At 52.2% G+C, this 25970-nt stretch carries 27 protein-coding genes; 5 read left to right on the top strand and 22 right to left on the bottom strand.

Annotation, left to right across the window (positions count from 1 at the left end; translation table 11 throughout):
- Nucleotides 1–13: 13 nt before the first annotated feature.
- Both P9B68_RS10510 and P9B68_RS10515 read right to left on the bottom strand, forming a co-directional pair.
- Complete coding sequence (locus P9B68_RS10510) at nt 14–1873, bottom strand: ABC transporter ATP-binding protein (RefSeq protein WP_135657523.1); 1860 nt, start codon at nt 1871–1873, stop codon at nt 14–16.
- On the bottom strand, nt 1870–3600 hold the full coding sequence (locus P9B68_RS10515; protein ID WP_135657521.1) for an ABC transporter ATP-binding protein: 1731 nt from the start codon (nt 3598–3600) through the stop codon (nt 1870–1872). The genes P9B68_RS10510 and P9B68_RS10515 overlap by 4 nt, the downstream gene beginning before the upstream one ends.
- A 201-nt stretch (nt 3601–3801) precedes the next feature.
- On the opposite strand from P9B68_RS10515, the gene P9B68_RS10520 reads away from it, so the two are divergent.
- On the top strand, nt 3802–4512 hold the full coding sequence (locus P9B68_RS10520) for a TetR/AcrR family transcriptional regulator (RefSeq protein WP_135657519.1): 711 nt from the start codon (nt 3802–3804) through the stop codon (nt 4510–4512).
- Nucleotides 4513–4660: 148 nt separating this feature from the next.
- Here P9B68_RS10520 and P9B68_RS10525 read toward each other — a convergent pair whose 3' ends face one another.
- The 20 genes from P9B68_RS10525 to P9B68_RS10620 all read right to left on the bottom strand — a co-directional run bounded on the left by P9B68_RS10525 (nt 4661) and on the right by P9B68_RS10620 (nt 22605).
- Entirely contained in the window at nt 4661–5458 is a 798-nt protein-coding gene (locus P9B68_RS10525; RefSeq protein WP_277669007.1) for a MerR family transcriptional regulator, read from the bottom strand.
- A 131-nt stretch (nt 5459–5589) separates the two neighbouring features.
- On the bottom strand, nt 5590–6357 hold the full coding sequence (locus P9B68_RS10530; protein WP_135657515.1) for a response regulator transcription factor: 768 nt from the start codon (nt 6355–6357) through the stop codon (nt 5590–5592).
- 220 nt (nt 6358–6577) lie between these two features.
- Complete coding sequence (locus P9B68_RS10535) at nt 6578–7993, bottom strand: phosphoglucomutase/phosphomannomutase family protein (protein WP_135657513.1); 1416 nt, start codon at nt 7991–7993, stop codon at nt 6578–6580.
- A gap of 59 nt (nt 7994–8052) precedes the next feature.
- Nucleotides 8053–10449, bottom strand: a complete 2397-nt coding sequence (locus tag P9B68_RS10540; protein ID WP_277669008.1) for a GH36-type glycosyl hydrolase domain-containing protein — start codon at nt 10447–10449, stop codon at nt 8053–8055.
- A 387-nt stretch (nt 10450–10836) separates the two neighbouring features.
- Nucleotides 10837–12096, bottom strand: a complete 1260-nt coding sequence (gene hflX / locus P9B68_RS10545; RefSeq protein ID WP_407932301.1) for a GTPase HflX — start codon at nt 12094–12096, stop codon at nt 10837–10839.
- 82 nt (nt 12097–12178) lie between these two features.
- Entirely contained in the window at nt 12179–12649 is a 471-nt protein-coding gene (locus P9B68_RS10550) for a hypothetical protein (protein ID WP_135657507.1), read from the bottom strand.
- A 10-nt stretch (nt 12650–12659) separates the two neighbouring features.
- On the bottom strand, nt 12660–13241 hold the full coding sequence (locus tag P9B68_RS10555) for a DUF2313 domain-containing protein (RefSeq protein WP_135657505.1): 582 nt from the start codon (nt 13239–13241) through the stop codon (nt 12660–12662).
- Nucleotides 13241–14314, bottom strand: coding sequence for a baseplate J/gp47 family protein (locus P9B68_RS10560; RefSeq protein ID WP_277669009.1), 1074 nt, complete (start codon nt 14312–14314; stop codon nt 13241–13243). Before P9B68_RS10560 ends, P9B68_RS10555 begins: the two co-directional genes overlap by 1 nt.
- On the bottom strand, nt 14314–14652 hold the full coding sequence (locus P9B68_RS10565) for a histidine kinase (protein ID WP_277669010.1): 339 nt from the start codon (nt 14650–14652) through the stop codon (nt 14314–14316). Before P9B68_RS10565 ends, P9B68_RS10560 begins: the two co-directional genes overlap by 1 nt.
- Before the next feature lies 1 nt (nt 14653).
- Nucleotides 14654–14992: a hypothetical protein gene (locus tag P9B68_RS10570; RefSeq protein ID WP_135657499.1), complete on the bottom strand. Its 339-nt coding sequence runs from the start codon at nt 14990–14992 to the stop codon at nt 14654–14656.
- Between the two features lie 4 nt (nt 14993–14996).
- Nucleotides 14997–15899, bottom strand: a complete 903-nt coding sequence (locus tag P9B68_RS10575; RefSeq protein ID WP_135657497.1) for a hypothetical protein — start codon at nt 15897–15899, stop codon at nt 14997–14999.
- Nucleotides 15896–16420, bottom strand: coding sequence for a LysM peptidoglycan-binding domain-containing protein (locus P9B68_RS10580; protein ID WP_135657495.1), 525 nt, complete (start codon nt 16418–16420; stop codon nt 15896–15898). The genes P9B68_RS10575 and P9B68_RS10580 overlap by 4 nt, the downstream gene beginning before the upstream one ends.
- 78 nt (nt 16421–16498) lie before the next feature.
- Nucleotides 16499–17173, bottom strand: coding sequence for a hypothetical protein (locus tag P9B68_RS10585; RefSeq protein ID WP_135657493.1), 675 nt, complete (start codon nt 17171–17173; stop codon nt 16499–16501).
- Nucleotides 17170–17526, bottom strand: coding sequence for a hypothetical protein (locus P9B68_RS10590; RefSeq protein WP_135657491.1), 357 nt, complete (start codon nt 17524–17526; stop codon nt 17170–17172). The genes P9B68_RS10585 and P9B68_RS10590 overlap by 4 nt, the downstream gene beginning before the upstream one ends.
- A gap of 11 nt (nt 17527–17537) precedes the next feature.
- Nucleotides 17538–18551: a phage major capsid protein gene (locus tag P9B68_RS10595; RefSeq protein ID WP_277669011.1), complete on the bottom strand. Its 1014-nt coding sequence runs from the start codon at nt 18549–18551 to the stop codon at nt 17538–17540.
- A 19-nt stretch (nt 18552–18570) separates the two neighbouring features.
- Nucleotides 18571–18912: a hypothetical protein gene (locus P9B68_RS10600; protein WP_135657487.1), complete on the bottom strand. Its 342-nt coding sequence runs from the start codon at nt 18910–18912 to the stop codon at nt 18571–18573.
- 20 nt (nt 18913–18932) lie between these two features.
- Nucleotides 18933–19895: a hypothetical protein gene (locus P9B68_RS10605; protein WP_135658203.1), complete on the bottom strand. Its 963-nt coding sequence runs from the start codon at nt 19893–19895 to the stop codon at nt 18933–18935.
- Between the two features lies 1 nt (nt 19896).
- Entirely contained in the window at nt 19897–21036 is a 1140-nt protein-coding gene (locus P9B68_RS10610; protein WP_277669012.1) for a phage portal protein, read from the bottom strand.
- Entirely contained in the window at nt 21033–22289 is a 1257-nt protein-coding gene (locus P9B68_RS10615; RefSeq protein WP_277669013.1) for a PBSX family phage terminase large subunit, read from the bottom strand. Before P9B68_RS10615 ends, P9B68_RS10610 begins: the two co-directional genes overlap by 4 nt.
- Nucleotides 22279–22605, bottom strand: coding sequence for a hypothetical protein (locus tag P9B68_RS10620; RefSeq protein ID WP_135657481.1), 327 nt, complete (start codon nt 22603–22605; stop codon nt 22279–22281). The genes P9B68_RS10615 and P9B68_RS10620 overlap by 11 nt, the downstream gene beginning before the upstream one ends.
- Nucleotides 22606–22763: 158 nt before the next feature.
- Between P9B68_RS10620 and P9B68_RS10625 the strand changes: the two genes are divergently transcribed.
- The 4 genes from P9B68_RS10625 to P9B68_RS10640 all read left to right on the top strand — a co-directional run bounded on the left by P9B68_RS10625 (nt 22764) and on the right by P9B68_RS10640 (nt 25791).
- The gene (locus tag P9B68_RS10625; protein WP_277669014.1) at nt 22764–23138 is read left to right on the top strand and encodes a GntR family transcriptional regulator; all 375 of its coding nucleotides are present in this window, start codon (nt 22764–22766) and stop codon (nt 23136–23138) included.
- A 23-nt stretch (nt 23139–23161) separates the two neighbouring features.
- Entirely contained in the window at nt 23162–24022 is an 861-nt protein-coding gene (locus tag P9B68_RS10630; protein WP_277669015.1) for an ABC transporter ATP-binding protein, read from the top strand.
- Entirely contained in the window at nt 24019–24642 is a 624-nt protein-coding gene (locus tag P9B68_RS10635; protein ID WP_135657475.1) for an ABC-2 transporter permease, read from the top strand. The genes P9B68_RS10630 and P9B68_RS10635 overlap by 4 nt, the downstream gene beginning before the upstream one ends.
- Before the next feature lie 276 nt (nt 24643–24918).
- The gene (locus tag P9B68_RS10640) at nt 24919–25791 is read left to right on the top strand and encodes a DegV family protein (RefSeq protein ID WP_135657473.1); all 873 of its coding nucleotides are present in this window, start codon (nt 24919–24921) and stop codon (nt 25789–25791) included.
- The last annotated feature ends 179 nt before the right edge of the window (nt 25792–25970 follow it).

Here is a 25970-nt window from a genome sequence, read left to right on the forward strand (position 1 = left end):
GACGGGAAAAGTTTTATCCTGTTTCATCTTCCTCCCCGTTTTCGAACTGGGACTGATACAGGCTGGCGTAAAATCCGCCCTTTGCCAGCAGTTCTTCATGGTTGCCCTGTTCCACGATATCCCCGTCCTTCATGACAAGGATCAAATCCGCGCCGCGGATTGTGGACAGCCGGTGGGCAATGACAAAGCTGGTGCGGTTTTGCATCAGCGCGTCCATCGCCTTTTGAATCATTACCTCGGTGCGGGTATCGACCGAGCTGGTCGCCTCGTCGAGAATCAAGATCTTCGGGTCGGAGAGCACCGTCCGCGCAATCGTCAGAAGCTGTTTCTGCCCCTGCGAAATATTGGTTGCTTCCTCATTCAGAACCATCTGGTAGCCGTCCGGCAGGGCGCGGATAAATTCGTCACAGTGCGCCGCCTTTGCCGCCGCAATCACCTCTTCATCCGTTTTATCGAAAGAGCCGTAACGGATATTTTCCATGATGGTTGCGTTATAGAGCCATGTGTCCTGAAGCACCATTCCGAATATGCTCCGCAGCCCTTCCCGGGTGTAGTCCCGGATGGAATGTCCGTCGATCAGTATATCGCCGCTGTTCAGCTCGTAAAAGCGCATCAACAATTTTATAATTGTAGTTTTTCCGGCTCCTGTCGGGCCGACGATAGCAATGGATTGGCCCGCGCGGATCTTGCAGGAAAAGTCCTTGATAATGATTTTATCCTCGGTATAACCGAACCGGACATTTTTAAACTCCACAACTCCCTGTACTGCCTCGGGGATAACCGGCGTTTCGGTTTCCGGAATTTCCTCATCCTCCGCTAAAAACGCGAAGACGCGCTCCGCGGCGGCGGCGGTGGACTGGAGCGTATTCATGATATTGGCAATCTGCGCAATCGGCTGGGTGAACTGGCGCACATACTGGACAAACGCCTGCACGTCGCCAACCGTAATCGCCTTTTTTACCGCAAGGTAACCGCCAAGAATACAAACGACCACGTACCCCAGATTTCCTACAAACGTCATGACCGGCATCATCATACCGGTTAAAAACTGGGAAATCCACGCAGATTCAAACAACTTTTCATTATATTCTTTAAAGGTTTCAACCGCTTTCGCTTCCCCGTTGAAAACCTGGACAACGTTATGGCCGGAGAAGTTTTCCTCCACCTGCCCGTTGATATGACCAAGGTATTCCTGCTGCTGCCGGAATTGCTTCTGTGCCGGCTTCATAATCCCGCCAAGCAGAACCCCCGTAAGCGGCAGGATCAGGAAGCTGACCAGCGTCATCAGCCAGGAGATGGAAAGCATCATGATTAGCACGCCGAGAATCGTCGCGGCGGAAGTGATGAACTGGGTCAGCGACTGGTTCAGCGTTTGCGAGATCGTATCCACGTCGTTGGTGACAAGGGAAAGCACTTCGCCGTGGGTGCGCGAGTCAAAGTAGCGAAGCGGCATACGGTTGATTTTCTCCGTTATGTCCTTCCGGAGGCGGTAGGTAATCTTCATGGAAACGCCGGACATAATGTATCCCTGCAAATAGGAAAACATGGCGGACAAGAGGTAGAGCCCGACCAAAAGCAGGATATGGCTTCCGATATATTTAAAATCCGTCAGCAGCCCGGTTCCCAAAGCGTAGGCCATCAGGCCCTCGAACAGCTTGGTGGTTACTTTTCCAAGGAGCTTCGGCCCAAGGATGGAAAACGCCGAGGAAGCCGCGGCCAAAATGAAAACAACAATCATCGGCGTGCGGTACTCGTCGGCATAATGGAAAAGCCTTGCCATGGTGCCGCTGAAGTTCTTTGCCTTTTCACCCGGAGCGCCCAACGCACCGGGGCCGAAACCGCCCATGCGGGGAGCCTGTTTTGGTTCACTCATGCAAGCTCCTCCTTACTAAGCTGGGAGAGCGCGATTTCCCTGTATACTTCGCAATTCTCCATCAGCTCCCTGTGGGTTCCCTTTCCCGCAATCCTGCCGTTGTCCAGAACGATAATCTGATCGGCATACATAATGCTGGAAATGCGCTGCGCGACGATCAATATTGTCGCCCAGCCGGTTTTCTCGCGTAGTGCCGCGCGGAGCTTCGCGTCCGTCTTAAAGTCGAGCGCGGAAAAGCTATCGTCAAATATATAAATCTGCGGCTTTTTCACCAGCGCACGCGCAATGGAAAGCCGCTGTTTCTGCCCGCCGGACACATTGGAGCCGCCCTGTGCAATCTCCGTTTCAAAGCCGTCGGGCTTGGTTTCGATAAATTCCATTGCCTGCGCGATCCGCGCCGCGTCGGAAATCTCCTCCAAAGTAACGGTGTCCGGGTCGGCATAGGCAAGATTGCTCCGAATTGTTCCGGAAAACAGGATGCCCTTCTGCGGGATATACCCGATTTGCTTTCGCAGCGCGTGAAGGTCATATTCGCGGATATCCACGCCGTCGAGGGTAATCCGCCCGTCCGTCGGGTCATAAAAACGCGGCAGCAGGTTCACCACCGTGGATTTTCCGGAACCGGTCGAACCGATGAACGCCGTCGTCTGGCCCGGGCTGGCTGTGAAATCGATATCGTGCAGGACTTCCTCCTCCGCGCCCGGATACCGGAACGAAACATGTTCAAAGCGGACAACGCCGCGGCAAGATTCGGGCGTCTTGGGGTTTTCCGGATTTACAATGGACGGATTTGTTTCCAGTACGTCGGCAATCCGGTCGGCGGAGACGGACGCGCGGGGAATCATAATAAACATCATTGCCATCATCAGGAACGCCACAACAATCTGCATAACATACTGCATATAGGCCAGCATATCGCCCACCTGAAGCCGCAGCGCAGACACCTGCCATGAACCGACCCAGATAATCAAAACCGTTATCAGGTTCATAATCAGCATCATGGTCGGCATCATAAATGACATAATCCGGTTAATAAACAAATTGGTATCCGTAAGATCGAGATTTGCCTTATCGAAGCGCTGTTCCTCGAACCGCTGGGTGCTGAACGCCCGGATAACCAGCATACCCTCCAGATTCTCGCGGACAATCCGGTTCAGCCGGTCAATCAACCCCTGCACAATGCGGAACCGGGGCAGCGCGAACACAAACATAAACAAAACCAGAAGCAAAAGGCAGCATACCGCCAGCGCAATAACCCAGGACATGGACCTGCTTTTCGAAAGCGCGCGGATAACGCCGCCGGTACCGAGGATGGGCGCGTAAAAAACCATACGGATGACCATGACAATCAGCGTTTGCACCTGCGTAATATCATTGGTTGTCCGGGTAATTAAAGAAGAAGTCGAAAACTTGTCAAATTCCGCATTGGAAAACGATTCAATCTTCTCAAACAGATCCAAACGGAGCGTCCGACACACCCCTGCCGCCACACGCGCGGCAATAAGGCTGACAAGAACGCTGCACACCGTGCTGAGCAGGGCAACCACAAGCATCTTCGCGCCGACGCGCAGGATTTCCTCGGTGTTTCCGGAGGCAATGCCGTCGTTAATAATATCCGACATATAATCCGGCAAGGCAAGGTCGCAGTATGCCTGACCAAACAGAAGTGCAATCGCCGTTAAAAAATGTGTTATGTACGGCGTGCAGTATTTCATGAGTCTTGTCATACGGTCACCACCTCCTAAAAACCAAATTTTCTATATGGTACTACAGTACCATAATAATTTCAACTGGTATAATAATGATTAAATTTGGTTGCAATATAATTAATTTAGTTATAATTACCCTTGATTTATTTTGGACATCTCTGGTACTATAATCGTTGAAAAGATAATAAAACGGGCCCAATACAGAAAGGAGAATGCAAAATGCCGGAAGGGAACGAAAACGATACGAAAAGACTCATTCGCGAAACCGCGACGCGCCTTTTCCGCGAAAAATCCTTTGAAGCCGTTACCCTCAACGACATTTGCAAAGCCAGCGGGATCAATAAGCATACGTTTTACTACTATTACAAATCGAAAGACGAACTGCTGAAAGAATTTTATTGTTTCCCATGGCAGCTTACCCCCGCGGAAGTGACCGCAATCCTGACTTCCAACAACTATGTCGAGCAAATGTTTCTGATTATCGAAAAGTACACGGATTTTGTAAAAACAACCGGGGTGCACATCATCCGTCAGATTTTAATTAAAAATCTGACGCAGGACGTAGGCACCTTCCGGGTCAGCAACGATATCCTGGAAATTGCCAAACTGGAAATGAGCATCATTAAAAAAGGGCAGCAGCACGGCCAGTTCCACAACACCTCCGACCCAAAGGTGCTTGTGGTCCTTCTGCATCAGGTGCTGCATTCGGTCAGCTTGATGTGGGCCGTTTTCCACGGCGAATTTGATATAAGCAGGAGCGCCCGTTATCTGCTGGAAGGCCTGCTGGATGTAGACGCTTCCTACCGGATTACGGACGAGCAGGATTTGGATAAGTTTACGAACCTGTTTAACGGAATCATTCATAAGCATACGGGACAAAACTTTTCCCCAGACGATAAAAAAGGAAGTGCGGAGAAAAAAAGCCAGTAACGGATTGGAAAGAACAAACCGTCTGGAAAATCAAGCTTGCAACCCCCCGGCAGGGCCGGAGGTTCAAATGATAATAGGAAAACACGCCTTGCGTACGCTTTTAAAGCTGCTGCAAGGCGTGTTTTTGATTCTGGGGGGAACGCGGTTTTTACTTTTTAATCGGAAAATAGACTTCGGTTACGAATTCCTCCGGAGCAACGTTGTCATCGTACCCTTTGATATACAGCTCGAACGGGGGACCCGAAATCGTATAGCCTTCCCTGTCAATCCATTCCATCAATGCGGTGTAGCATTGGTTAAAATTCTCATACGGGCCGACATGGGTGGCAAAACAGCAAAGGCCCGGGTCAAGCTTGCGGACTGTGCAGGCGCTGTCTTGTGGAACCTCCGCGCCGACTTCGATATCGGTGGCGTCATGGTTAAACTCGCTGTCGTGATAGACCGTCAGAAGCGGGCCGCACGGCTTGACTTTATTGCGCTCCATTTCCGCAAACAGATCGCCGTAAGCCCTCGGAAAGTCCTTCACGCCCATCCGCCTGCGCAGGCTGAAAATCGTTTTTGGCTGGAACGAAACCGTCTTTATCAGATAATTGATTTCCATAATACTGTCACACCTTTCAATTCGTTTGAGATCCTCCTCCATCTGGAGAAGGACGGACTCTTGCTCCCGAATCTGCCTTTGCAGCTCGATCCTTTTCTGATTGATTGCTTCTTTCAGGTATGCCGCGTCGTCTTTTGAAAGGATTCGCGCAATTTCGGGCAGGGTAAACTGATACTGCTTTAACTTGGAGATCAGCAGGATGTCCCGCAGCTGGGAAACCCGGTAATAGCGGTAACCGGAAAAATCGCTGACATAGCCCGGTTTAAAAAGGCCGATCTCATCATAATATCTTAGCGTTTTTGCAGACACCCTGCTGATTTTGGAGAATTCTCCAATGGTAAGCATTTTATCAACTCCAGCTTTTCTTTAGAACATGTTCTGCTATGAGTATAAGCGTTCCAGCAAGGGGAAAGTCAAGGGTTTTTTCATAAAAAAAGTACTGCCCCGAAAACGGAGCAGATGATTTTACAAGCGAATCACGATTTATAAACCGCGTTGCGGTATTCGTTGGGTGACATTTGCTTAATCTTTTTAAAGACCCGCGAAAAATGGTTAACGTCGTTGAATCCCAGCAGATCTGAAATTTCGTAAATCTTTAAAGAAGGATTTTTGAGCAGTTCTTCCGCTTTCTTAATTCGCGTTTGGTTCAGCAGGTCACAGAAACTCATATGTGTATATTTGTTCAAAAGCTTGCTGAGGTACCACTGGCTCACATACGCTTTTTCCGCAAGCTCGGTAAGCGTCAGCTTCTCTGCGTAATGAAGCTCTATGTATTTTAAAGCTTCCCGCACAATAAAGTTGTTTGCCGGGCTGGTCTCCTGTAATTCTTCCGCTGCTTTCTCCTTTGATCCCGCCGCCCCTTTATGCTGCCTTTGCAAATTCTCCGTCATGACCTGCAGCGCTTCCTCCAACTCATCCATTTTGGAAGGCTTCAGCAAAAATCTTGTCACGCCGATTTGAATTGCCCGCGTCGCATATTCAAAGTCCCGGTATCCCGTGAGTACGGTAATCTGCATATCGGGGAACTCTCCCTTCAACCCGGCCAACATGGTAAGCCCGTCCATATTTGGCATTTTGATATCTGTAAAAAGAATATCCGGCTTGTTCTCCCGAATCACTTTTGCACCGGATTCCGCATCCGAGGCAACGGCAACTACCCGGCAGTCATATTTGGCCCAATCGACCACCTTTTTAAGGCCTTCTAAAATCATATCTTCATCATCAACAAGAATTACTTTAAACATGTTGAACTCCTCCGAATTATCCTACTGAAATTATAACACAGATTATAGAAAAATAAAAAAACGGGATGTATTTTTGCGGAAAGCAAAATGATTCAGAAAAGCCATGTATCCGCAAAACATCCTTGTGCCGCGGAGGAAGTGTATCTGTATTAACAAAACATATCGGAGGAAAAGGAAAACAGCGCACAAAGGCAGCCGCAGTTTGCGGCCGCCTTTGTGATTACGCAAGAGAAAGAAATTGTTTTAAGATATCGCTGGTTTCCCGCGCAGCCTCCAGAGTGGGCATTTCGCAAAAAATCCGCAACAGCGGTTCCGTACCGGAAAAACGCGCAATAATCCAGCCTTTATTTTTAAAGTATACCTTACAGCCATCCATATAGGACACCTTTTCGATTTCGTATGGGAAATCGGGCAGCCGCTTATCGCTCAGCAGGATTTCCGTGATTTTATCCTTTTCTTCCTGTGAAAACCGAAAGTCGGATTCCTCCATTTCGCAGTTCCCGTACCGGCCGGTAATTTCGCTGTATATCTCCGACAGGCTGCGTCCTGTGGCTGCAATCATTTCCACAAGCAACGAAGCCGCGTAAATACCATCTTTTCCCTGAATATGTCCGCGCACGGTAAGTCCGCCGGAAGATTCCCCCCCGATAATCGCATTTGTTTCCGCCATCTTTGCAGAAATATACTTAAATCCAACCGGGACTTCATAGCAGGTTTCGCCAAAATCCTCGGCAATACGGTCAAGCAGATGGGTGGTAGCTATGTTCCGCACCGCTGCTCCGCGCCATCCTTTAAACTTCATAAGGTAATAATAGAGCATGACCAGTATTTTGTTCGGATGCAAAAATTCAGCCCTGTCATTAATTACACCGAGCCTGTCTGCATCACCGTCGGTCGCGATTCCAATATCGCAGTGATTCTCCTCAACATAATTTGTCAGCCCGGTAAGGGTTTTGCTGTTCGGTGCGGGCAGCCTGCCCCCAAACAAGGCATCGTGCCGTTCATGGATGACATCCACATTGCACCGCGCCGTCATCAAAATGGTTTGCAGCGCCGTTTTACTGACCCCGTACATCGGGTCAAGCACGATTTTGAGGTTGCGGCTTCGAATTGCATCCATGTTGATAGAACGGATAATGCTGTCAATGTATTGATTCATCGGATCAATCAGTTCAATCAGGCCGTTTCTTACGCCGTCTTCAAAGGAGATCCGCTTTATTTGCACCGGGTCAATGTCTTTTATGTATTGTTCCAATTCGCTCGTCAAAGCTTCGTCGGCATCCCGTCCGCCTTCCATAAAGACCTTAATTCCGTTGTAAATGGCGGGATTATGGCTGGCGGTCACCGCCATACCGTAAGGCAGCCCATAATATTTCACCGTAAACATAATCAACGGAGTAGGCGATTCCCTATCGATCAGGCGGCAGAGGATTCCCTCCCCCGCCATAACCTCCGCAGCCCATTTGGCCGCCTCTTTGGAAAGGAACCGCCTATCATATCCGATTACGAATCCATTTGCAGCGTTGTCCTGATTCTTCAGCTTTCTGGCAATTGCCGCCGTTAACAACTGGACATTTGCCTTGGTAAATTCATCGCCGATTACTGCGCGCCATCCGCCTGTTCCAAATTTAATCATATTTCCATCCCACTTTTCTCCGTGCACAAACCGCTCTGCACGGCGAGCGTTCTCTCTGTTTACCCCATAACAACATGAACGCTGTGCTGCGTCCCCGCTTTCTGCACCGGAATCCAACCGGAAAGGGTTTTTCCGTCCATCTCCATTGTTTTGACCCCCTTGCTGACGCCGCACGGATTCTCAACATGAATCCGATACACAGCGCCGCGCCAAACGCGGGTAACGTCAAAGCTGCCCCAATCCTTTGGAATGCACGGGTCAACAATCAGGTGGTCGAAATCCGGCCTTACGCCAAGAAGGTACCGGGTTGCGGCAAAATACGCCCAACCGCCGGAGCCTGTCATAAACGGATGCCTTGCCCGCCCGAAGGCGGTATGGTCTTTACCCATTACAAATTGGCAGTACGAATAAGGTTCCGACTGCCGAACCTCTATTTTATCATTCTGGTTATAGGGCAGCAGGGCATTATAAAATTTCATTGCCCTGTCTCCCCGCCCAAGCGCTGCCTCGGCACACCAGGCCCACGGATTCGGATGGCTGAAAATTGAGCCGTTCTCCTTAACGCCCGGATACACCCGCGTGACAAAGCCGATTTCGTCATCACTTTTCGTATAAGACGGCGCATTGAGCATCAAGCCGTATGGTGTATAGAGGTATTTGTCAACAGAATCCATTGCCTTAACCGCACGATCGAGGTCAGCCACACCTGAGAAAACCGCCCAGGCGTTGGATTCGATATGTACCTTGCCTTCCTTGTCGTCATGCGTACCGATTTTTCTGCCGCTGCCGGTAATTCCCCGAATATACCACTCCCCATCCCACAGGTTGTCGTTGCATGCCTTTTTTACCTTTGCAGCCATCTTTTCATATTTTTCTACTTCCTCCGTTTTCCCAATGAAGCGGGATAAAGCGAGAAAATGCTGGAGCGCCCAGTAGTGCAGGAAGGAAACCATTGCGCTTTCTCCGCCACCTAAATTCAGGCAGTCATTCCAATCGGCGCGAAGCCCCTTACAGATCCCCGTTGCGCCAACCTGTTCGGCGGAAAAATCCAGAATCCGCATCATGTGCTGATAGACCGTACCTTCTCCGCCGTCGGCGTAGGTAACCATTTCATCCAGAAGGGAAACCTCCCCTGTTTCTTTAATATATTCGCTGATTGCGGCAATCAGCCACAGCGCGTCGTCCGAGCAGGCATCCTTAATCCCGTGAACCTTTTCCTCCATGCTGGGGGTGGGGATCACCGTCGGGGATTTGAAGCTTTGCTGTTTCCCTTGGAATTCCGGATCAAACCACTCCGGCTGAAACAGATGCAGTCCGTAGCCCTGTTGCGTCAGGCCGCGGCAAAGCTCAATAATGCGTTGCCTGCACTTTTCGGGATTAGAGGATGCGATGGTCATAGCATCCTGTGAGGTGTCGCGGAAACCCAGCCCGGTTCTGCCGCCCACTTCAATAAACGAAGCGAACCGCGAAAACATAATGTTTACTTCGGCCTGATACAAATTCCAAATATTTAACGAAGTGTTCATTCCCTGATTCGGGGTGTTTACCTGCAGCTTGCTGAGCTTTTCGTCCCAGAAGGCTGCAAGGTCGGAAAACGCCCTGTCCACATTGGCTGGATCGGAATATTTTTCCCTCATTGGGGCGGCCGTTTCCCGTTTTCCTTCCCCCAAAAGGAAGGCGATCCGAATATCCTGTCCGGGCTGCAAAACGAGTTTCTTTTGCAGGGCGGCACAGTGGTTACCGGTTTTTTCAAAACTGCCGGTACATTCTCCTCTTTCTACTGCAATCGGATTCCTTTCATCGCGGTATGCTCCCAAAAAGCGGTCCCGCAGGCAGTCGAATCCATCGGGCTCAAAGCTGGAGGTAAACCACTGATACCCCGATTCTTCATAATAAAGGTCATATTCAATGATGCCGTCGGCATAACTCGAACCGGATGCGTACAGGCTCATCTGAAAATTCTGATTATCCATATCGATTTGGTGGAACGAGAATTCAATGTAAGAGTATATGCTGAGACAGCGTGGCCGGGAACTATTGTTTTTCAGTACCACATCCCACAATTCGACCGGCTCGTTCAGGGGAATAAAAATTGTCTGACAAGCGGAGATCCCATTATATTCACAGGAGTATTTCGAATAAGACAGCCCATGCCTGCATTCGTATTTCGCCTTGGTCAAATCCTTTCCAACAGGCTGCCACGAAATGCTCCAATACTCGCCGGTATCGTCATCGCGCAGGTACACATAATGGCCGGGGCGGCTGATCGGCGCATTGGGGCGAAAGCGCGTAATGCGGTGGTACTGGGGAGATTTATAAAAGACATAACCGTCTGCGGATTGGCTGAGAACCGCGCACATATCGTTTACACCGATATAATTTGTCCACGGAACCGGTGTGTTTACGTGATCAATGACATATTCTCTATTTTCATCGTCAAAATAGCCGTATCGCATTCTCCCAATTCTCCTTTTACTTATATTCTGTATAAATTATAGAACATATCCGAAATGCAATGAATAACAGATGTTGTTCTTAATTGTATATTCTTGTGTAGCTTCCGAAAAAGCCGAACCCGCTTAACTCCGCGCTTCCATTGCTGAATAGGACGAGTTGGTTATGCCCTTTCCCGCTAAGCAAATCCAGCATAAAAGGGAGTTTTTATTATACTCAATGCTAAAGCATTTTGGACTTCCCGGCACAATCGGGAGTTTTCGTGTGACAGTCTGTACCCCACGCATAGCGCGTGGTTTTCAATTGACAAAAAAAGCCGGCACCGCGAAAACGGCGCCGGCCTACGTAAATTAAAGGATATTTGGCAAAGGTTTTTTGCTGTTAAAATCTCATTCAATCTCGTAATTTTTAATTAAATTATCCATTGTGCTTGGAACCTGAGCAGTAAGAATCAGGCCGGTTTCGGTGTACTCCTCGTTTTCCACCGTACCGTCGCGTCGAATCTGTGCCGCCAGCCCACTTTGCTGAAAGGGCAGCAGAAGCTTTACCCTCTTTGTTTTTACCGGAAGATTCGCTTCAATCGCGGCCAGCAGCTTGTCCACTCCGGTGCCGTTTGCCGCACTAATCCGCACGGAATTGCCCATAAAAGGAATCACGCTGGCACCCGTAAGAAGATCACATTTATTGAATACGGGAATGATCGGGCGCCCTTCGCAGCCAAGCTCAGCTAAAAGCTCCGCCGTTACCTTTAAATGCACCTGGGCTTCGGGGCTGGACGCGTCGCAGACATTCAAAAGGATATCCGCTTCGGCGGCTTGTTCCAGCGTGGAGCGGAACGCCTGCACCAAATGGTGCGGCAGGCGGCGGATCAGGCCGACCGTGTCAATCAACATCACCGTCGTGCCGCAGGGCAGCTTCAGCGCCCTCGCCGTGGGGTCAAGCGTGGCAAACAGCATATTTTCCGCCAGAACGCCCGCCTTCGTCAGACAATTCATCAAAGTGGATTTTCCAGCGTTCGTATATCCAACCAGCGCAACCGTAATAATCCCGTCCTTTTTCCGGCGGCGGTTCATCAGTCCGCGGTGCTTTTCCACTTCCGCAAGCTGTTCGTTCAGCGTGTTGATGCGCCTGCGGATATGGCGGCGGTCGGTTTCCAGCTTGCTTTCACCCGGACCGCGCGTTCCGATTCCGCCGCCTAGGCGGGAAAGCGCGGTTCCTTTTCCGGCCAGCCTCGGCAGCATATATTTCAATTGAGCAAGCTCCACCTGAAGCTTGCCCTCCTTGCTCCTCGCCCTTTTTGCAAAAATATCCAGAATCAGCATCGTCCGGTCCACGACGCGCACCTTACTGATTTCCTCAATATTGCGGATCTGGGTGGGAGATAATTCGCAATCGAAAATAAGCAGGTTCACTTCATGCTTTTTGCAGAAATCCGCTATTTCCTGCATCATGCCCGACCCCACACAGGTCGCTTTATCCGGCGAAGGCCGTTTCTGCGTAATCGCACCGAAAGGCTCCGCTCCCGCACTTCTCGTAAGCTCGTACAGTTCCGCTAAGGAAGCGTCCGCATCATAATCGCCGGTATCCACTTCCACTAGCAGCGCACGCTCGGTTTCCTCTTTCATTTCATGCAGATCCAACCTGCTCATCTCCATTGCGACATATTTCCCCAAAAAGTATCTTTATTTTAGCTTATTCGCTTGCCGATTGCAAATAAAATATGCATTTCATTTATCGAAATGCAATGTAGGTATAGTCTTCTCCATCACTATTAAAATTATTGTATATGCCTCCGTTGGATGGGTTTGTCTGGGACTGGCATACAGTTAATTTGGAAACACCCAGATTTACTCCCAGACTGTTTCCCTCCTTTGTGGCAAAAGCCAGACTACTTTTATTGTATCCGCCATTCGGCATGTAAAGGCTGCTGGCGGTAAGCGGGGCGAACACGATGACCAGCCTTGCGTCAAAAGGCAGGGCAATATCCTGTTTCGGCGCCCCGTTTCCGCAGTAGCTTCCAATGGCAATACCATCCTTCAACAATGTCCGGTCGGCGGCAGACAGGTGCATCTCCGTATTGTGGAAATGCGATGTCAGAAGGCTGTCCAGCAGCATGTTGTCATCCACAAAGTCTTTTCGCATCGGCTTGTCCGTTCCCGCCCAGCAGTTGAGCCCCAGGCTCGTTTTGTTGTTTGTCGGCATAATTTCCTCCTTACAATTGCATCCGGCCGCCGCCGTAATTATCCACCGCATCCCATGTAAGGCCCATTTCCTCCAGCGCGTCAAACATTTGGTTTTCTCCGTCGATATTGTTCCATGAAATGCTTCGAAAATCCAGCTCCGCGTCTAAATGGGCCGGAAGGAATAATTTGGCGGCCTGTTGGATGGAAAGCCCCTGCTCACTTTTGGCGCCGGCATCCTTGCAGTTTACATAAATCTTCTTTTCCGGAATATATTCACACACTTCCACGTCGATCCCCGGGGCGGACAGCGCGTATTCCATATCCTTTCGGGTAAACGAATTCGGCGTGACCGCGCTGCGTTTTAGAATCCGGCCGCGCCGTTCCTGTGTGCTTCCGGCCGGTTGAATCCGCAGCAGGCTTTCCCAATTCAAAAGGCCGTAGCCCGAAGCGGTCGCAATATAGCTTTCCCTTTGCAGCTCCGTCAGCGCTTCAAAAACCATATCCAAGCCGGCCGCATACGCCTGCAATTCATAATCCACCTGCGTTGTTCCGTCCAAGGCATACAGCCCTGTCGCCCTCATGCTGGAAACCATTGATTCAAGCACGCGCATCAGTTCACCCCCGCGTAAGTGCCGATTTGTACCGTGCCGCAGACGGCAAGCTGACTGGGAGCAATCTTTTTATCGGTAATAACGGCGTTGTCAAACGCATAATTCTTGATTTTTCCGGTAGAAAAGATTTGAACGCCCAGCGCGGCTAAAATCACCGGCTCTCCCACCGACAAATCTTCAAAATACCTTCGGATTGCCTGTTCGCAGGCGGTTTTCGCCTCATCGAACGGCACGTTGTCCGCGGGGGCTACGTATACGCTGATTTTTACTTCCACCGTCTGCGCGGAGGAAACAGCCACATTTACGTTTACCTCCCGCAGTTCGTCCAGTTCTTTCTGCACCTGGCTTACAATCTCCGGCGAAGGCGCCCCTCCCCGACCGCCGAGATACACGCCGACGGTTCCCGCGCCCCTTTCGCGCGGCACAACGCCTACTGAATACACGCCGTCGTGCTTCATGGCGCATTCGCGGTAAAACGCTGCGTTCGTCCCGTTGGAAATGCTTGCGTAGCTTTGCATCAGGCGGCTACGCAGCTCACTATCGCTTTCGCTGTCCATGCCGCCACGGAAGGGGATCGGATTTGTTACGGTTTCCAACGCCGGGGGCGGCGTGACCATCCGCGTAACCGTGCCTGCCTCCGTATTGCCGCTTCGCCCGCCCTGCTCGGCTTTCGCCGGTACGGTGACGCTCAATTGCCCGCTTTGCAGAATTCCTTCCTGTGTTGTCACGTAACGCACCGGATTTTCCCCCGCGGTGGAACACACGGTTCCGGCGGGAATCACCGCGTTGTACCACAGCGTCGTACTGCGCTGAAAGGTAAGGCTTCCCGAAGCGACCACCGACTGTTTCCGCGTCAGCCCGCGCTCCTGCGCGCGCATCTCCAACTGCTCCCCCTGTGCGCTCTGCGCGAAGGTCTGCATCTTCAACCACTCTACCGCGCTGTAAAGGGAATACACCTCCCCGGCAAGCACTTTCATGCGGATACCGATATCGGACGCGTCGTCGGGCGAATAGCCGGAGAGGGCTGTGAATTTTTCCTTCATGGCGGTAAGGATTTGATTATAACCGTACATTACAGCTTCACCTCGATTTCGCTTTTTTCCGCCCCGCAGCAAAGCCGGATCACAACCGCGCACGGAGGGTTTCCGGTACACGCGGCGCTTTCCACCGTTATCTGTGGCAGGGAGCGGAGCGCCTCCTGCGCCATGGTAAACGCTTTTTCATTCAGCCCGCTGCCGTCGGCCTTCAGCTCATGCAGCCGGCTGCCGAGCTGCGGGTCATACACAAAACTTCCAAGCGGAATTTTCAGCCGGATTGCAGCGCGCTGCAAAAGCTCCTGTTCTCCGCTGATCTGTTTCGGCCTTCCGTTCGGGCCGAGAAGGAAATCCCCGTTCTTCAATGCCGTATCCAATCTATCCCTCCTTTTTCGCGGCAATAACCTGGCCGTTGATAACAACCTCGCCGCTGTTTTTCAGGTAGATACACGCCCCGCCCGAGGAAAACAGCATCAGTTCCCCCGGCGCAAGACCCCGGTCGCCGCAAACTGCGCCGATGCATGCGCTTCCGGCATCCGTACCGATGACAACCGTCCGCGCTGAACTCGGCGGAAGGTATGCAATTCCCCACGGCGAAAGCAGCGGCAGCCCACGGTATTCGTTCATCCCCTGCATCACCGAACCGCCCGTCACTTCCGCTACCTGCCCCGCCGGCGGCTGCTGTTGGGCGGATATCATCTGCTGTGAAAGCCACATCCTCTCACCTCCTCAAAATATAACGGCTGCGCTCGCCGCTCGAATCCAGGCGGTACTCTATTTCCGCAATATACAAACCATCCAAATTCCCAAGCACCGGATCCCGCACTCTTGCGCTCTGCAAAAGGTGCGCGCAGATTTCCCCCGGGCAATCGACCACCGCCCGGAACGATTTATGCCGCGCCGCCCGGATTTTCGCGTCGGCATTGGTATTGCCCTCCGCAAGGCACCTTTTTCGGCGGATTCCGAGCGAAAGCGCTTCCTCATCCTTTACCGCTGTGCCATAGGCGCCGCTTTTCCCCGGTTTTATAAGGATTTCCGAAATCCGGTCGCAGTAGCGGTATTCCAAAAAGGCAGCGGAATAGGGGATTCCGCCGGAATTGTCAAATACCATTTCTCCGGTCAGGATTTCGCCCGATGCATCGAAAATCCCCTCAAGAATCCGCGGCTTCCTGCCTAAAAAACGGGTGCAAAAGCCTTCCGCCGCCTGCCACTCGCTCATGCCTTTGGTAACCGTCAGTTCCCCGGAAAAGCTTCTGCGCTCCCCGCGGAAGCCCGAAAATCCGTACGGCTTTATATGCCTTGTAAAAATCGTTTCCAGCGACGGCATACAATACGTCTGCGGAATCGCCTCGTTGTCCAGAAGGAGCGCGGCGCGGCTGCGTGCCGCCAGCGTAAGCGTCCGGCCCGCGCCGCAGCTTTCCTTTTGCTCGTCCGTAATTCCGTCAAATCGAAGCGTACCGTTTTGGCCGTAAATCCGGATAGCACAGATACGTCGGCCGCTCTCCACAAGGGGAAACACGCCCGTAAACCCGTCCGCCGGCGCGTCCTCCCCCATTACCAGCTTTGCCGAAACCGGGGGAGGAAGCGGGAACTCCCCCTCCGGCGTAACCCCGATATACTTCACGGAAGCACCACCCTTTGCCCTTTCTCAAGCCCGTTCGGCCACTGAATCATGGGATTCAGCCTTTTCAGCGTATCCACATCGGTGCGGAAACGGTTTGCAACGCTCCAAAGGTTTTCCCCGCCTGCGCAGACATAAATCCCCCCCGGAACCGTACCCGCCGGCATTTCGGCGGAGCCGTCCTCCACAAATACAAAGCTGTATGTAACGCAGTCCGGCTGGGCTTCGCCAATCATTTTCAGCGAAGTAAACGCCGCCTGAAAAGGAACCACTCCCGGAAGACGAAGCGTACCGCTGCCGCCCTCGGTAAAAACGGAAGCCAGCCGGCTGAATTCCTCCGCGCATCCTGCGCCGATAAATTCCCCCGTACCGGTAACAACCCGCTTGTCGCAGCCCAAATCCTGCAAAACGCTACCGAAGAGCGGCAGCTTCAGGTTGCTGACATTCCGGCTGTACTCCACCTGGATTTTTTGAGGGTTAAACGGCCAGATATAATTTTTATAGCTCATAGGCTGGTTTTTCACGGTTCTTCCCCCTCCCGCAAAGGATGCGGATACCGCCTGTAGTCACGTTCCATATTTTCCGAAAGCTCCTCCATATCCCTATCCGTTTTCCTGCACCTCCTTCACCAGCGTGCGCGCCGCCGCAACCAGCGTCATGGAGCTGCACAGCGTATTTCCAGCCCCGCCTGAGGCGGCGATGTCCTTCCACCGGCATCCGGAGTAAACCGTCCGCACACCGTTCCCAACCGCGATCAAATTGAAATTGCTAAGGCCGCACAGGTCCATCCCGCCGATGGACCGCACATTTTCCACCGTCAGCTCGTAGGTAATCCTTCCCTGTACGGTATCCACCGGTTCCTGCTCTCCCCAAGCGGAAACGGTCCGGCTCTGCTGTATGCATTTTACGGTGTAGCGGTCAGCGACCGCCGCCCGCTTGCCGTCGGCTTCCAGGCAAACCTCCCTGTCCGCGTCCGGCGCGAGCATTTTTAAGACCGCCCAAACGTACAGTTCTTCCCCGCCCATCATGGCAACGTCTGCGCGCTTGACCACGTAATTGCGCACGGCGCCCTGAATCTCATCGCCGATGCAGAGCTTGTGCCCCGCCGGCCCGGTGTAAAGATAATGCAGGTCGTCGTAATAATCCGTGGGAAGGTTCAGGCTGGCATTGCTTTTATACTGCAATGGCCTGAGAACCGCATTGACGGGATTTCCCCGGATACTGACCGCTTCCCCGTATTTCCGAAACATACCTTCCAGAATCTCTCGCCTTGTCATTTCCCTATCCTCTCAAACAGGAACCCTTCGTCCTTCAAGTACGGTGCGGCCGCCGCCGCAGATTCCAGCCATGCCCGCCGCGCTGTTTCCACGTTGCACATCCTTTTCGTCACCTTCACATCGCCTGCGGAAAAACTTTCCTCCCCGGCGCAGGCGTTTGCAAGCGCCCAGCGGTACAGGGCAAGGGAGGCTGCCGCAGCACAGAGAATCCCCTGTGCCGCGGCGCTGCCGTCCTTGACGCGCCGGCTGATCTGCGCCATCGCATCTTCACAGAACGGCCTGTATTTCGCAGCCTCCTTTTCGTCTAAATCCGCCATCAGGGCGAAGCGTTTCATCACATTTTCAATATCCAACTGTGTCACCCTTACGCCTTGTAATTCAGCACCTTCACCGCGCCGTTGAAGATTTTTGTGAAGCCTGCAATCGTGCTGATGCATGCGCGCTCAAGCTGGCGGTCGATCAGCTTGTCGTAATCCGTCTGCACGCCGCCCGCCTGCACCATTTCCAGGGCACAGGTTTTGTCCAGGCCGATAATCTGCTTATCCTCTAAATTCGGCATATGCAGAAGGTTCGCGCCGAGCGGCGTCGCCAGCTTTCCGGTTCCCTGGAAATTCAGCCCCGCGTTCGCGTCCTTGAATTCCGTGATGGAAAGGATATCCTTCGTCGTCGCGGTGGAAGCAAGCACCGTGTTCAACTGATACGGCGCAAGTTCGCCCCAAAGGTTTACCATGTCGCCGTAGGCAGGCTTGCCCGAAGCCGTTTCGATTGCTCCGGCGGGGGATTTTCCGTCGTCGCCGTACAGAAGCACATCCACCGCGTCGCCGAGCTGCGCCCTTGCGATATACGCGCCGATCTGGCGCAGGGTAACCGTAAACAGGTCGAGCTTCTGAAAGCGGAGCGCCTCGTAGCTTGCGACGAGCATTCTCCCGCGCTTGTGGAGTTTCACCAGATGATCCTGCGTCTTTATAACAGTCTGCGGAATCGCCGCACCCTCGGCGACGGGTTTTAGGGTCTTCTCCTCCGTTCCGGGATTGGAAGTAATCGTGCGGTAATCCATGGAGTTGATATTCGTTGTGGTTGCAACAAGATTCGGCAAAAGGTTCGCCATTTCCATGCCTTGGCGCACCGCGCGGTTCACATATTCCGGGAACAGCGCGGCGGAGTCCGCCGTCTGGAAGAATTTTTCAATGCGATCGCTTTCCACGCCGCCCACGCGGATCGAAAAACGCTTCAGCTGCCTTTGGTACGCGTCAAGCCCTTCCAGATTGCTACCCACGTAGTTTTCAGACGGGTCAAGGCTTTCCAGAACATCCGTAAAACTCTTGCCCGGAACGCCGTACATTCCCTTTTCCAATTTGATGGATTCATAAAACGCCATTATTCATTTCCTCCCGTTTTTAAAGAATGATTCCGCAGGTCTGCGCTGTGGTGTCCACATCCGTGACAAGAAGGCTTCTCCCTGTGCTGTCAACTTGTACCTTTCCGCCACCCGCTGCGCTCAGGGTCTGGTAACCCACCGCCGGAGCCGTTCCCGCATAGGGCAGAACGACGTACCCACGCAGCTGGACCGCCGCGTACCCGCCACGCACGGAAACCGCCACACCGCAAAAGCCCTCCTTTGCCGCACAGCCGCCCACCACGCCGTTTCCGGTCATTTTTACGGGCATCCCGACCGTTACGCCGGAACCCGCTTCAAAGGTTGCCGCTGCTTCACCGAAGCCGTTGAGTGAAATTTTCATATGTACTCCTCCTCAATCGTTTATATTTTAAATTCAGCGTTGCCGCCGGATTCCTTTTTCTGCGTACCGGCAAGCTGGGGCGTCAGGGGCAAAAGCTGTTCCGCCCTTTTCCGGTACGCGCTTTCAAAGCATTTCAAATCCTCGGCGCTCATCCCTGCCGCGACGCGCCTCAGCATTTCCGCCGACAGTTCCGGCTGGGAAAGGCCCGCGAATTTTACAAAGCTCTTTTCCAGCTCCATGCGGTACTGCCTTCCGCACTCCGCTTCGCCTTTCAGCCTTTCCACCTGCTTCAAAAGCGCCCGGGCCTGCCCGCCGGTCAGCGTGATTCCGCCGTCCGACGAAGCGATCGCTTTCAGGACGGCCTCCGCATTCTCTTCCCCGGCGGCAAAGCTTTTGATCACGCCCGCTTCCCGCTGTGCCGGAACCGCAACAAAGGACCATTCGTAAGCGTCCGTCGGCTCGTCCAGCACCGCGCAGCAGATCTGTCCGCCGTACATCTTTCCCTTCTTGTGCGCGCAGCCGCCCCTCTTTAAATCCGCACCGCAAATGCTGCAGGTTACCTTTCCCACCGCGCAGCCCACGCTGACCTCTTTTTTAATCCCGCTTTCCAATTCCAGAATCAGGTCGGCGTTCTTGCCGCACCGCGGCAGGTACGCCTGCGCCACCAGGCGGCAGTAAGGTTCGCCCGCCTTTGTCCGGCGCGTTTCATCCTGCTCCACCGCGCAGTCGTAAATGCGCGCCGTCTGGTTCTGCGTCTTCATGCTGTGGTTAAAAATGCCAGTTCTGCCTAAAAACAGCGGAGCGAGCTGCTTCAGCGCGCCAATGGAAAACCGCTCGTTGTCGCGGTCTATCTCGTTGTCGCACAGTACGACCGAAAAGGTGTAAACCTCGTCCGGGCCGAACTCCCGGCGCGTATAGCGGTTGATTTTCGAAAGGGCGTCCGCATCCGCTTTCCTGCTTTTCAGTACAAATCCCTCTTTCAAGTCATTCTTCCTTTCCTTCGGTTTTGAGGGCGGCTTCAATCTGCGCCGCCTTTGCGTTCATATACCTTGCGTTTGCCGTTTCCACCTGATCCTGCAAAGTGATATTGTCCCACTTGATTTCAAACTCCGGGTCATATCCGTTCAGGCGAAGCCACAGCCGGCAGATTTTATGGATGATCGGGTTCAGCTCGCGCCGGTACGCCTGCAGCTCGCTGGTCAGGATATCCGCCTGCTGGCTGGACATCCGCTCCGTTGACGACCACGAGAATCCCAGTAAAAACGGCGGAAGCCCAAGCTTTGCTACAATCTGCTCCAGCATTTCGCGGACGGGGACTTCACTATCCAGAATCTGGTTGTCCGCGCCGATCGCTTTAATGCTCACGTCGCCCACGGCGATAAAATCGCTCACGCTGTCCTTGCGCATCGCCCGGCTCCACTCACCGGCAATCTGCTGCGCGCGTTCCCTGGCAAAAGCGCGGTCGGCGGTGTCGCCGGCGGGCTTATAGGTAACGGCAAAACGGACGTTGCCCAGTCTCTCCCAGTTTATGCCAATGGTATTGTAAATCTGGAGCAGAATCCCGCTGACAAACGGCAGCCCGCGCAAAAGCGAAACACCCTTCGCGCTGCCCGGTTCCGGATTCAGCGCGGAACAAAACACCAGCTCCGGATAGCTTACCGGCTTGCTCCCACCGTTTTCCCGGCGGTAAACCTCCAGCTTTAAAGGCGACACAGCCCTCAGCTCCACATCGTCCAGCGAGGCGTTGTACAGCGCGACGATCCCGCCGTTTCCAACAACGATTTCGCCCACCGCATTGCCATAGGTTAAAAGCTGCGATAAATATCCGTTCAAAAAGCTCTGCACGCCTGCGTGTGTCGAATTCACCGGGACATTCCTTAAAAATTCATTTAAGGCGTCCTGTACGTCGCGATTTTCACACTCTACTGCAAAGGTGCCGATCAGCCGGATGATTTTCCCAATCGCAGCGTCAATAATCGGAACAGCCTCGCGCAGCGCGGCGTAAAGCCGGTTTTCCCCCGATTGAAGCGGAACATAGCGGCTCAGTGCGGCAAACGGATAAGCGTTGGCTGCCGTCTGCACCGCCTGCGCCACCGGCAGGGGCCTGTGTTTCTTTCGTATCATGGTTCTCCTTTCCCGCGCGGGGCGGCAACGGCAAAGAAAGCGTCCTCCTGTAACAGGAGCGTCGTTACAAAATACCGGATGTCGTCCATCGCGTGATCGTTTTCTTTTACCGGGGCGTCCCGGTTTTTGTCGTCGTTCCAGCGGTACAGGCCAAATTCCCGCACCGCGTCCGTACAGTTTCGGCAGATTTTGATGTCACCCTGCTTGAGCGCAACGCTGACCCTCCGAATTCCGTACAGCACATCGTTGTGCGCGGGCACCACATGGTATTTCCCATGCCGACGGATGACCTCCATAAAGCTCGCCGCGGAAGGGTCGACCGTCACGCTTTCAATTTCCCGCCCGCCGCAAAGCTGCTCCAACCCCGCGTAATGCTCCTCATCGGTGCGCTGAATACCTGCGCTGCGCGAATCAAAATAGTATTCGTCCACCCGGTACCATACGCCGTCCTTCTCCCCCCAAAGCCCAATGGAGCATGGGTTTACCGTCCCGTAGTCGCAGGAAACGCGAAAGCGCCCGCAGCCATGCGGCGCATCGCAGAACATGGAATCCGTCATAAACGGGTACACTAAGCCTTGTGCGGCCACCCACCGTCCCAGCACAAACCGTTCGTAAAACGTTCCGGCGTACAGCCCACGGTAGCGCGCCCGGATTTCGGGGCTGAGCGATGGATTGTCCTCCATGGTGAAGTGCAGGTACAAAGCGTTTTTCTGCTCCGTTTTCAAAATCCATTCGCGGTAAAACCAATGCTGCGGATTTTCCGGGTTGCAGTTGAACCAGAATTTGGAGCCCTCCACCGAACAGCGGGCCAGCGCCTGCTCCACAAACGAGCGCGGCATCAGCGCCACCTCGTCGAATAGCACCCCCGAAAGGGTCATTCCCTGAATAAGCGCCGGGGAACCTTCGTCCTTTCCACCGAACAAGTAAAACCGGTTTTCATTCTTTCCAAGGGAAATATCCATGCGGTTTTCCGCCGCCGCCATCCGGCAGCGGAACCCGGCGTCCTGCAAGGCCGGCAGCAAAGTGGTAATCAGGTTCCGTTTCAGCGAGCGTATGGTCTTTCCGCAAAAGGCAAACGATCGGTTCTGAAAACAGCACAGCGCCCACGCCACAAACGAGATTCCAAGGCAGAGCGTTTTGCCGCTTCGCACCGCGCCGTCGCAGATGACCGCGTCCCGGTTTGCGTACGGGCTGCCCGGGCACCACCACGAAAGCGCCTGCAACTGCTTTTCAGAAAATTTCTTAATTCCCATTTCCTTTTTCTTTAAGCGAACGCGCGCACTCCTGCAGCGCACGGTACAGCGGCATGGAATCGCTGTTTGTTTCGCTCATCCCCTCCAGACTTTCCAGCGCCTTAATGCGGTCGAAAAACTTAATTTCCATTCCGCCGCCCCGCGGGCGTTTAATTTCTGCAATATTGAACAAATCCATTTTGTCGAGCGCCGCCAAATCCGGCTCGTCGGTAAAAAGCAGCCGCACCGCGTCAGCGATTCCCCCATAAGCCAGCCTTTCGTAGCCTTTTTTCACGCGCCTACGGATTCTTTCCCCTGTTTCCGAATTCCTGTCCAATCTTTCGCCTCCTTTCAACACACCCGCATTTACCGCCCGAAATTTCCCTGTAGAGGGAAAAAAGAAAAATTTTTATCAAGGATTGACAAGTGGGTATAATGATGATACTGTATATATACGATATATACAGTTCGTGTTGATGCCTGCGAGGTGATGAATTGGATATCATTATCAGCAATTCCAGCGGAAGACCGATTTATGAACAGATAACCGAACAGATTAAAAGCCATATAATCACCGGTTATCTGAATGAAGGGGACGCGCTGCCCTCCATGCGGCTTCTGGCAAAGGAGCTTCATATCAGCGTGATCACCACGAAACGCGCCTATGAAGATCTGGAGCGCGACGGATTTATCGAAACCGTCGCGGGCAAGGGAAGCTTTGTCGCGCGGAAAAATATGGCGCTTATCCGCGAGGAACAGTTAAAAAAAGCGGAAAGCTTTCTGCAAAGCGCGGTGGACGCGGCAAAATCGTGCGGAATTTCGCTTTCCGAGCTTACCGAAATGCTTTCCCTTCTTTATAATGGCGAATAAATTAGCGTGCCGGAGGAATATTTATGGAAAATGTTATAGAGGTAAGGAATCTTTGCAAAAACTACCCGTCGTTTCAGCTCAAAAACGTCAGCTTTACCGTTCCAAGCGGCAGTATTGTCGGCTTTATCGGTGAGAACGGTGCGGGAAAAACAACCACTATTAAGCTGATTTTAAATGAAATCCGCCGGGACGCCGGTTCCGTTAAAATCTTCGGAATGGACAATATTCAGGACGAATGCAAAATTAAGGAGCAAATCGGCGTCGTCTTTGACGAAAGCTATTTTCACAGCGAATTTAAGGCTAGCGATATTGCAAAAATTTTAAAACGGATTTACAAAAGCTGGGATGATGCCCTGTACGACGACTACCTTCGCCGTTTCCGGATTTCCAAGGATAAAATAATAAAAGAATACTCCAAAGGGATGAAAATGAAGCTGAGCATTGCCAGCGCGCTCGCACACCACCCGCGCCTGCTGATCCTGGACGAAGCTACCAGCGGACTCGACCCGATTGTCCGTAGCGAAATTCTCGATATCTTCCTCGATTTCATTCAGGATGAATCCCATGCGATTCTGTTTTCCTCCCATATTACCGGCGACCTTGAAAAAGTCGCGGATTACATCACGTTTATCCACGAAGGGAACGTCGTGTTCGACCGCTCAAAGGACGACCTGATCTATCTTTGCGGAATTGTGAAATGCGGTGCGGCAGATTTTCAGAAGCTCGATAAAACGGAACTTGTCCGCTGGCACAAAAATGAATGCGGCTATGAAGTACTGGTCGAAAACCGCGATGAATTCAAGCGAAAGCATCCCAGGCTGGTCGTGGACGCGGCTGCCATTGACGAAATTATGCTTCTGTATGTAAAGGGGGAAAAAGCATGAGCGCATTGATTACAAAAGACCTGCTTACCATGAGAAAAATCGGAATAAAAATCGGATTTACCATCGTTCTTTACGTCCTCATCTTCTCATCCATGGGCAATAGTGCTTTTCTGTCCGCCATAATCATCATGTTTTCCGCTATGGTGCTTATGAACACCTTTGCCTATGACGAACTTGCAAAATGGGATATTTACCTTCTTTCCCTGCCGGTAACGAAAAAACAGATTGTACTAAGCAGGTATCTTCTCGGGTTTTTATTCATTGCCGTCGGATGCGCCGTATCCGCCCTGCTTGCCCTGCTTTCCAGCAAGATGGATTCGGAATTACCGGTGATTCTCTACTGTTTTTTTGCGCTTTCCCTTTGTGTTTTGGCTTTTATGATGCCTCTTCTCTATAAATTCGGCACACAGAAAGCCCGCCTATGGATCATTTTGTTTTGCTTTCTTCCCACCGCAGCAGCGACCATTCTGTCGGAACTCCATCTCAGCCTGCCCTCCTTCGGCCCCATTGACGATTCGACGTCGGAGCTTCTGTTGGCGCTCGTTCTGCCGGTTTCCCTGCTCCTGTATGCCGGGTCTTATTTTCTATCCTGCCGGATTTTTCAAAATAAAGAAATCTGATGTATAAACCGGAAAATAACAGGACATAATAAAAAGGAACGGCTTTCCGTTCCTTCTTCTTTTTTATTGTTTTCATCTTTTACTCCTCCCCTTTAAAACTCTCCTGTAAATGCTCCCTTTCGGAAATAGGCGGAAGGGAGCAGGGGAGCTTTTTATTGTTCCTACATAAACCTGGCCTTTCTGCAGAGTTGTTTTATTTCTGTAGATGATTTACGAAGAAGGAATTTCATGATACAATACAATTGTAAATATTTTACAATGTAAAAGGTGAAGGTTATGAGTGAATATGCCATTGTTACGGATTCCTCCTGCGACCTTCCTGCCGAATTAGCTGAGGAATTGGAGCTGACTGTACTTCCCCTTTCCTTTAACTTAATGGGCAGGGAATACCATAACTATCTGGACGAAAGAGAACTTCCTTTCAAAGAATTTTACCGTAGTATCCGCGAAGGGATGCTCTGCACCACCTCCGCTGTGAATATGGAAGCTTTCAAAAGCGCTATGGAACCCATACTTCAATCCGGCCGGGATGTGCTCTGCATCGCTTTTTCCAGCGGGCTGAGCAACACCTACAATGCCGCAAAGCTGGCGTGCGAAGAACTGACCCCGAAGTACCCCGAAAGAAAGGCCTACGCCGTGGATTCGCTCTGTGCGTCAATGGGCGAGGGCCTGCTTCTTTCTCTTGCCGTTGAGGAAAAACGGAAAGGCAAGAGCATCGACGAACTGCGCATTTGGCTGGAGGAAACGAAGCTTCGTGTCTGCCACTGGTTTACCGTTGAAAATTTGCACCACTTAAAACGCGGAGGCCGGATTTCCGGTCCGACCGCCTTAATTGGAACAATGCTGAACATTAAGCCTGTGCTCCATGTGGACGACGAAGGGCATCTGATCAACATGGGCAAAGCCCGGGGCCGCCGCGCATCGCTTCTGGCACTAGTGGACCATATGGAGCAAACCGCAGTCAATCCAGCGTCGCAGACGGTATTTATCAGCCACGGCGACGCAAAGGAGGATGCCGAATTTGTCGCCGAGGAAATCAAAGCCCGGCTCGGCGTAAAGAAATTCGTGATCAGCTATGTCGGGCCCGTTATCGGGGCGCACTCCGGCCCGGGGACGATCGCCCTGTTCTTCCTTGGTTCAAAACGATAAAATGCAGTGAAAAGAAATGCGGAACAAAATCTGCATTCTTTTTTTATTTAAAAAAACACGGAACGCCTCCTCTTTCAACAGGAAAGAGGAAACGTTCCCTTATTCCCAATGCCTTTCGGGCTTACAACATAAGAAAGCACCCCTTGCGGATGATTTTCTCATCGGCAAGGGGTGCTTTG

The sequence above is a fragment of the Caproiciproducens galactitolivorans genome, assembly GCF_029266045.1.
Taxonomy (GTDB): Bacteria; Bacillota; Clostridia; order Oscillospirales; family Acutalibacteraceae; genus Caproiciproducens; species Caproiciproducens galactitolivorans.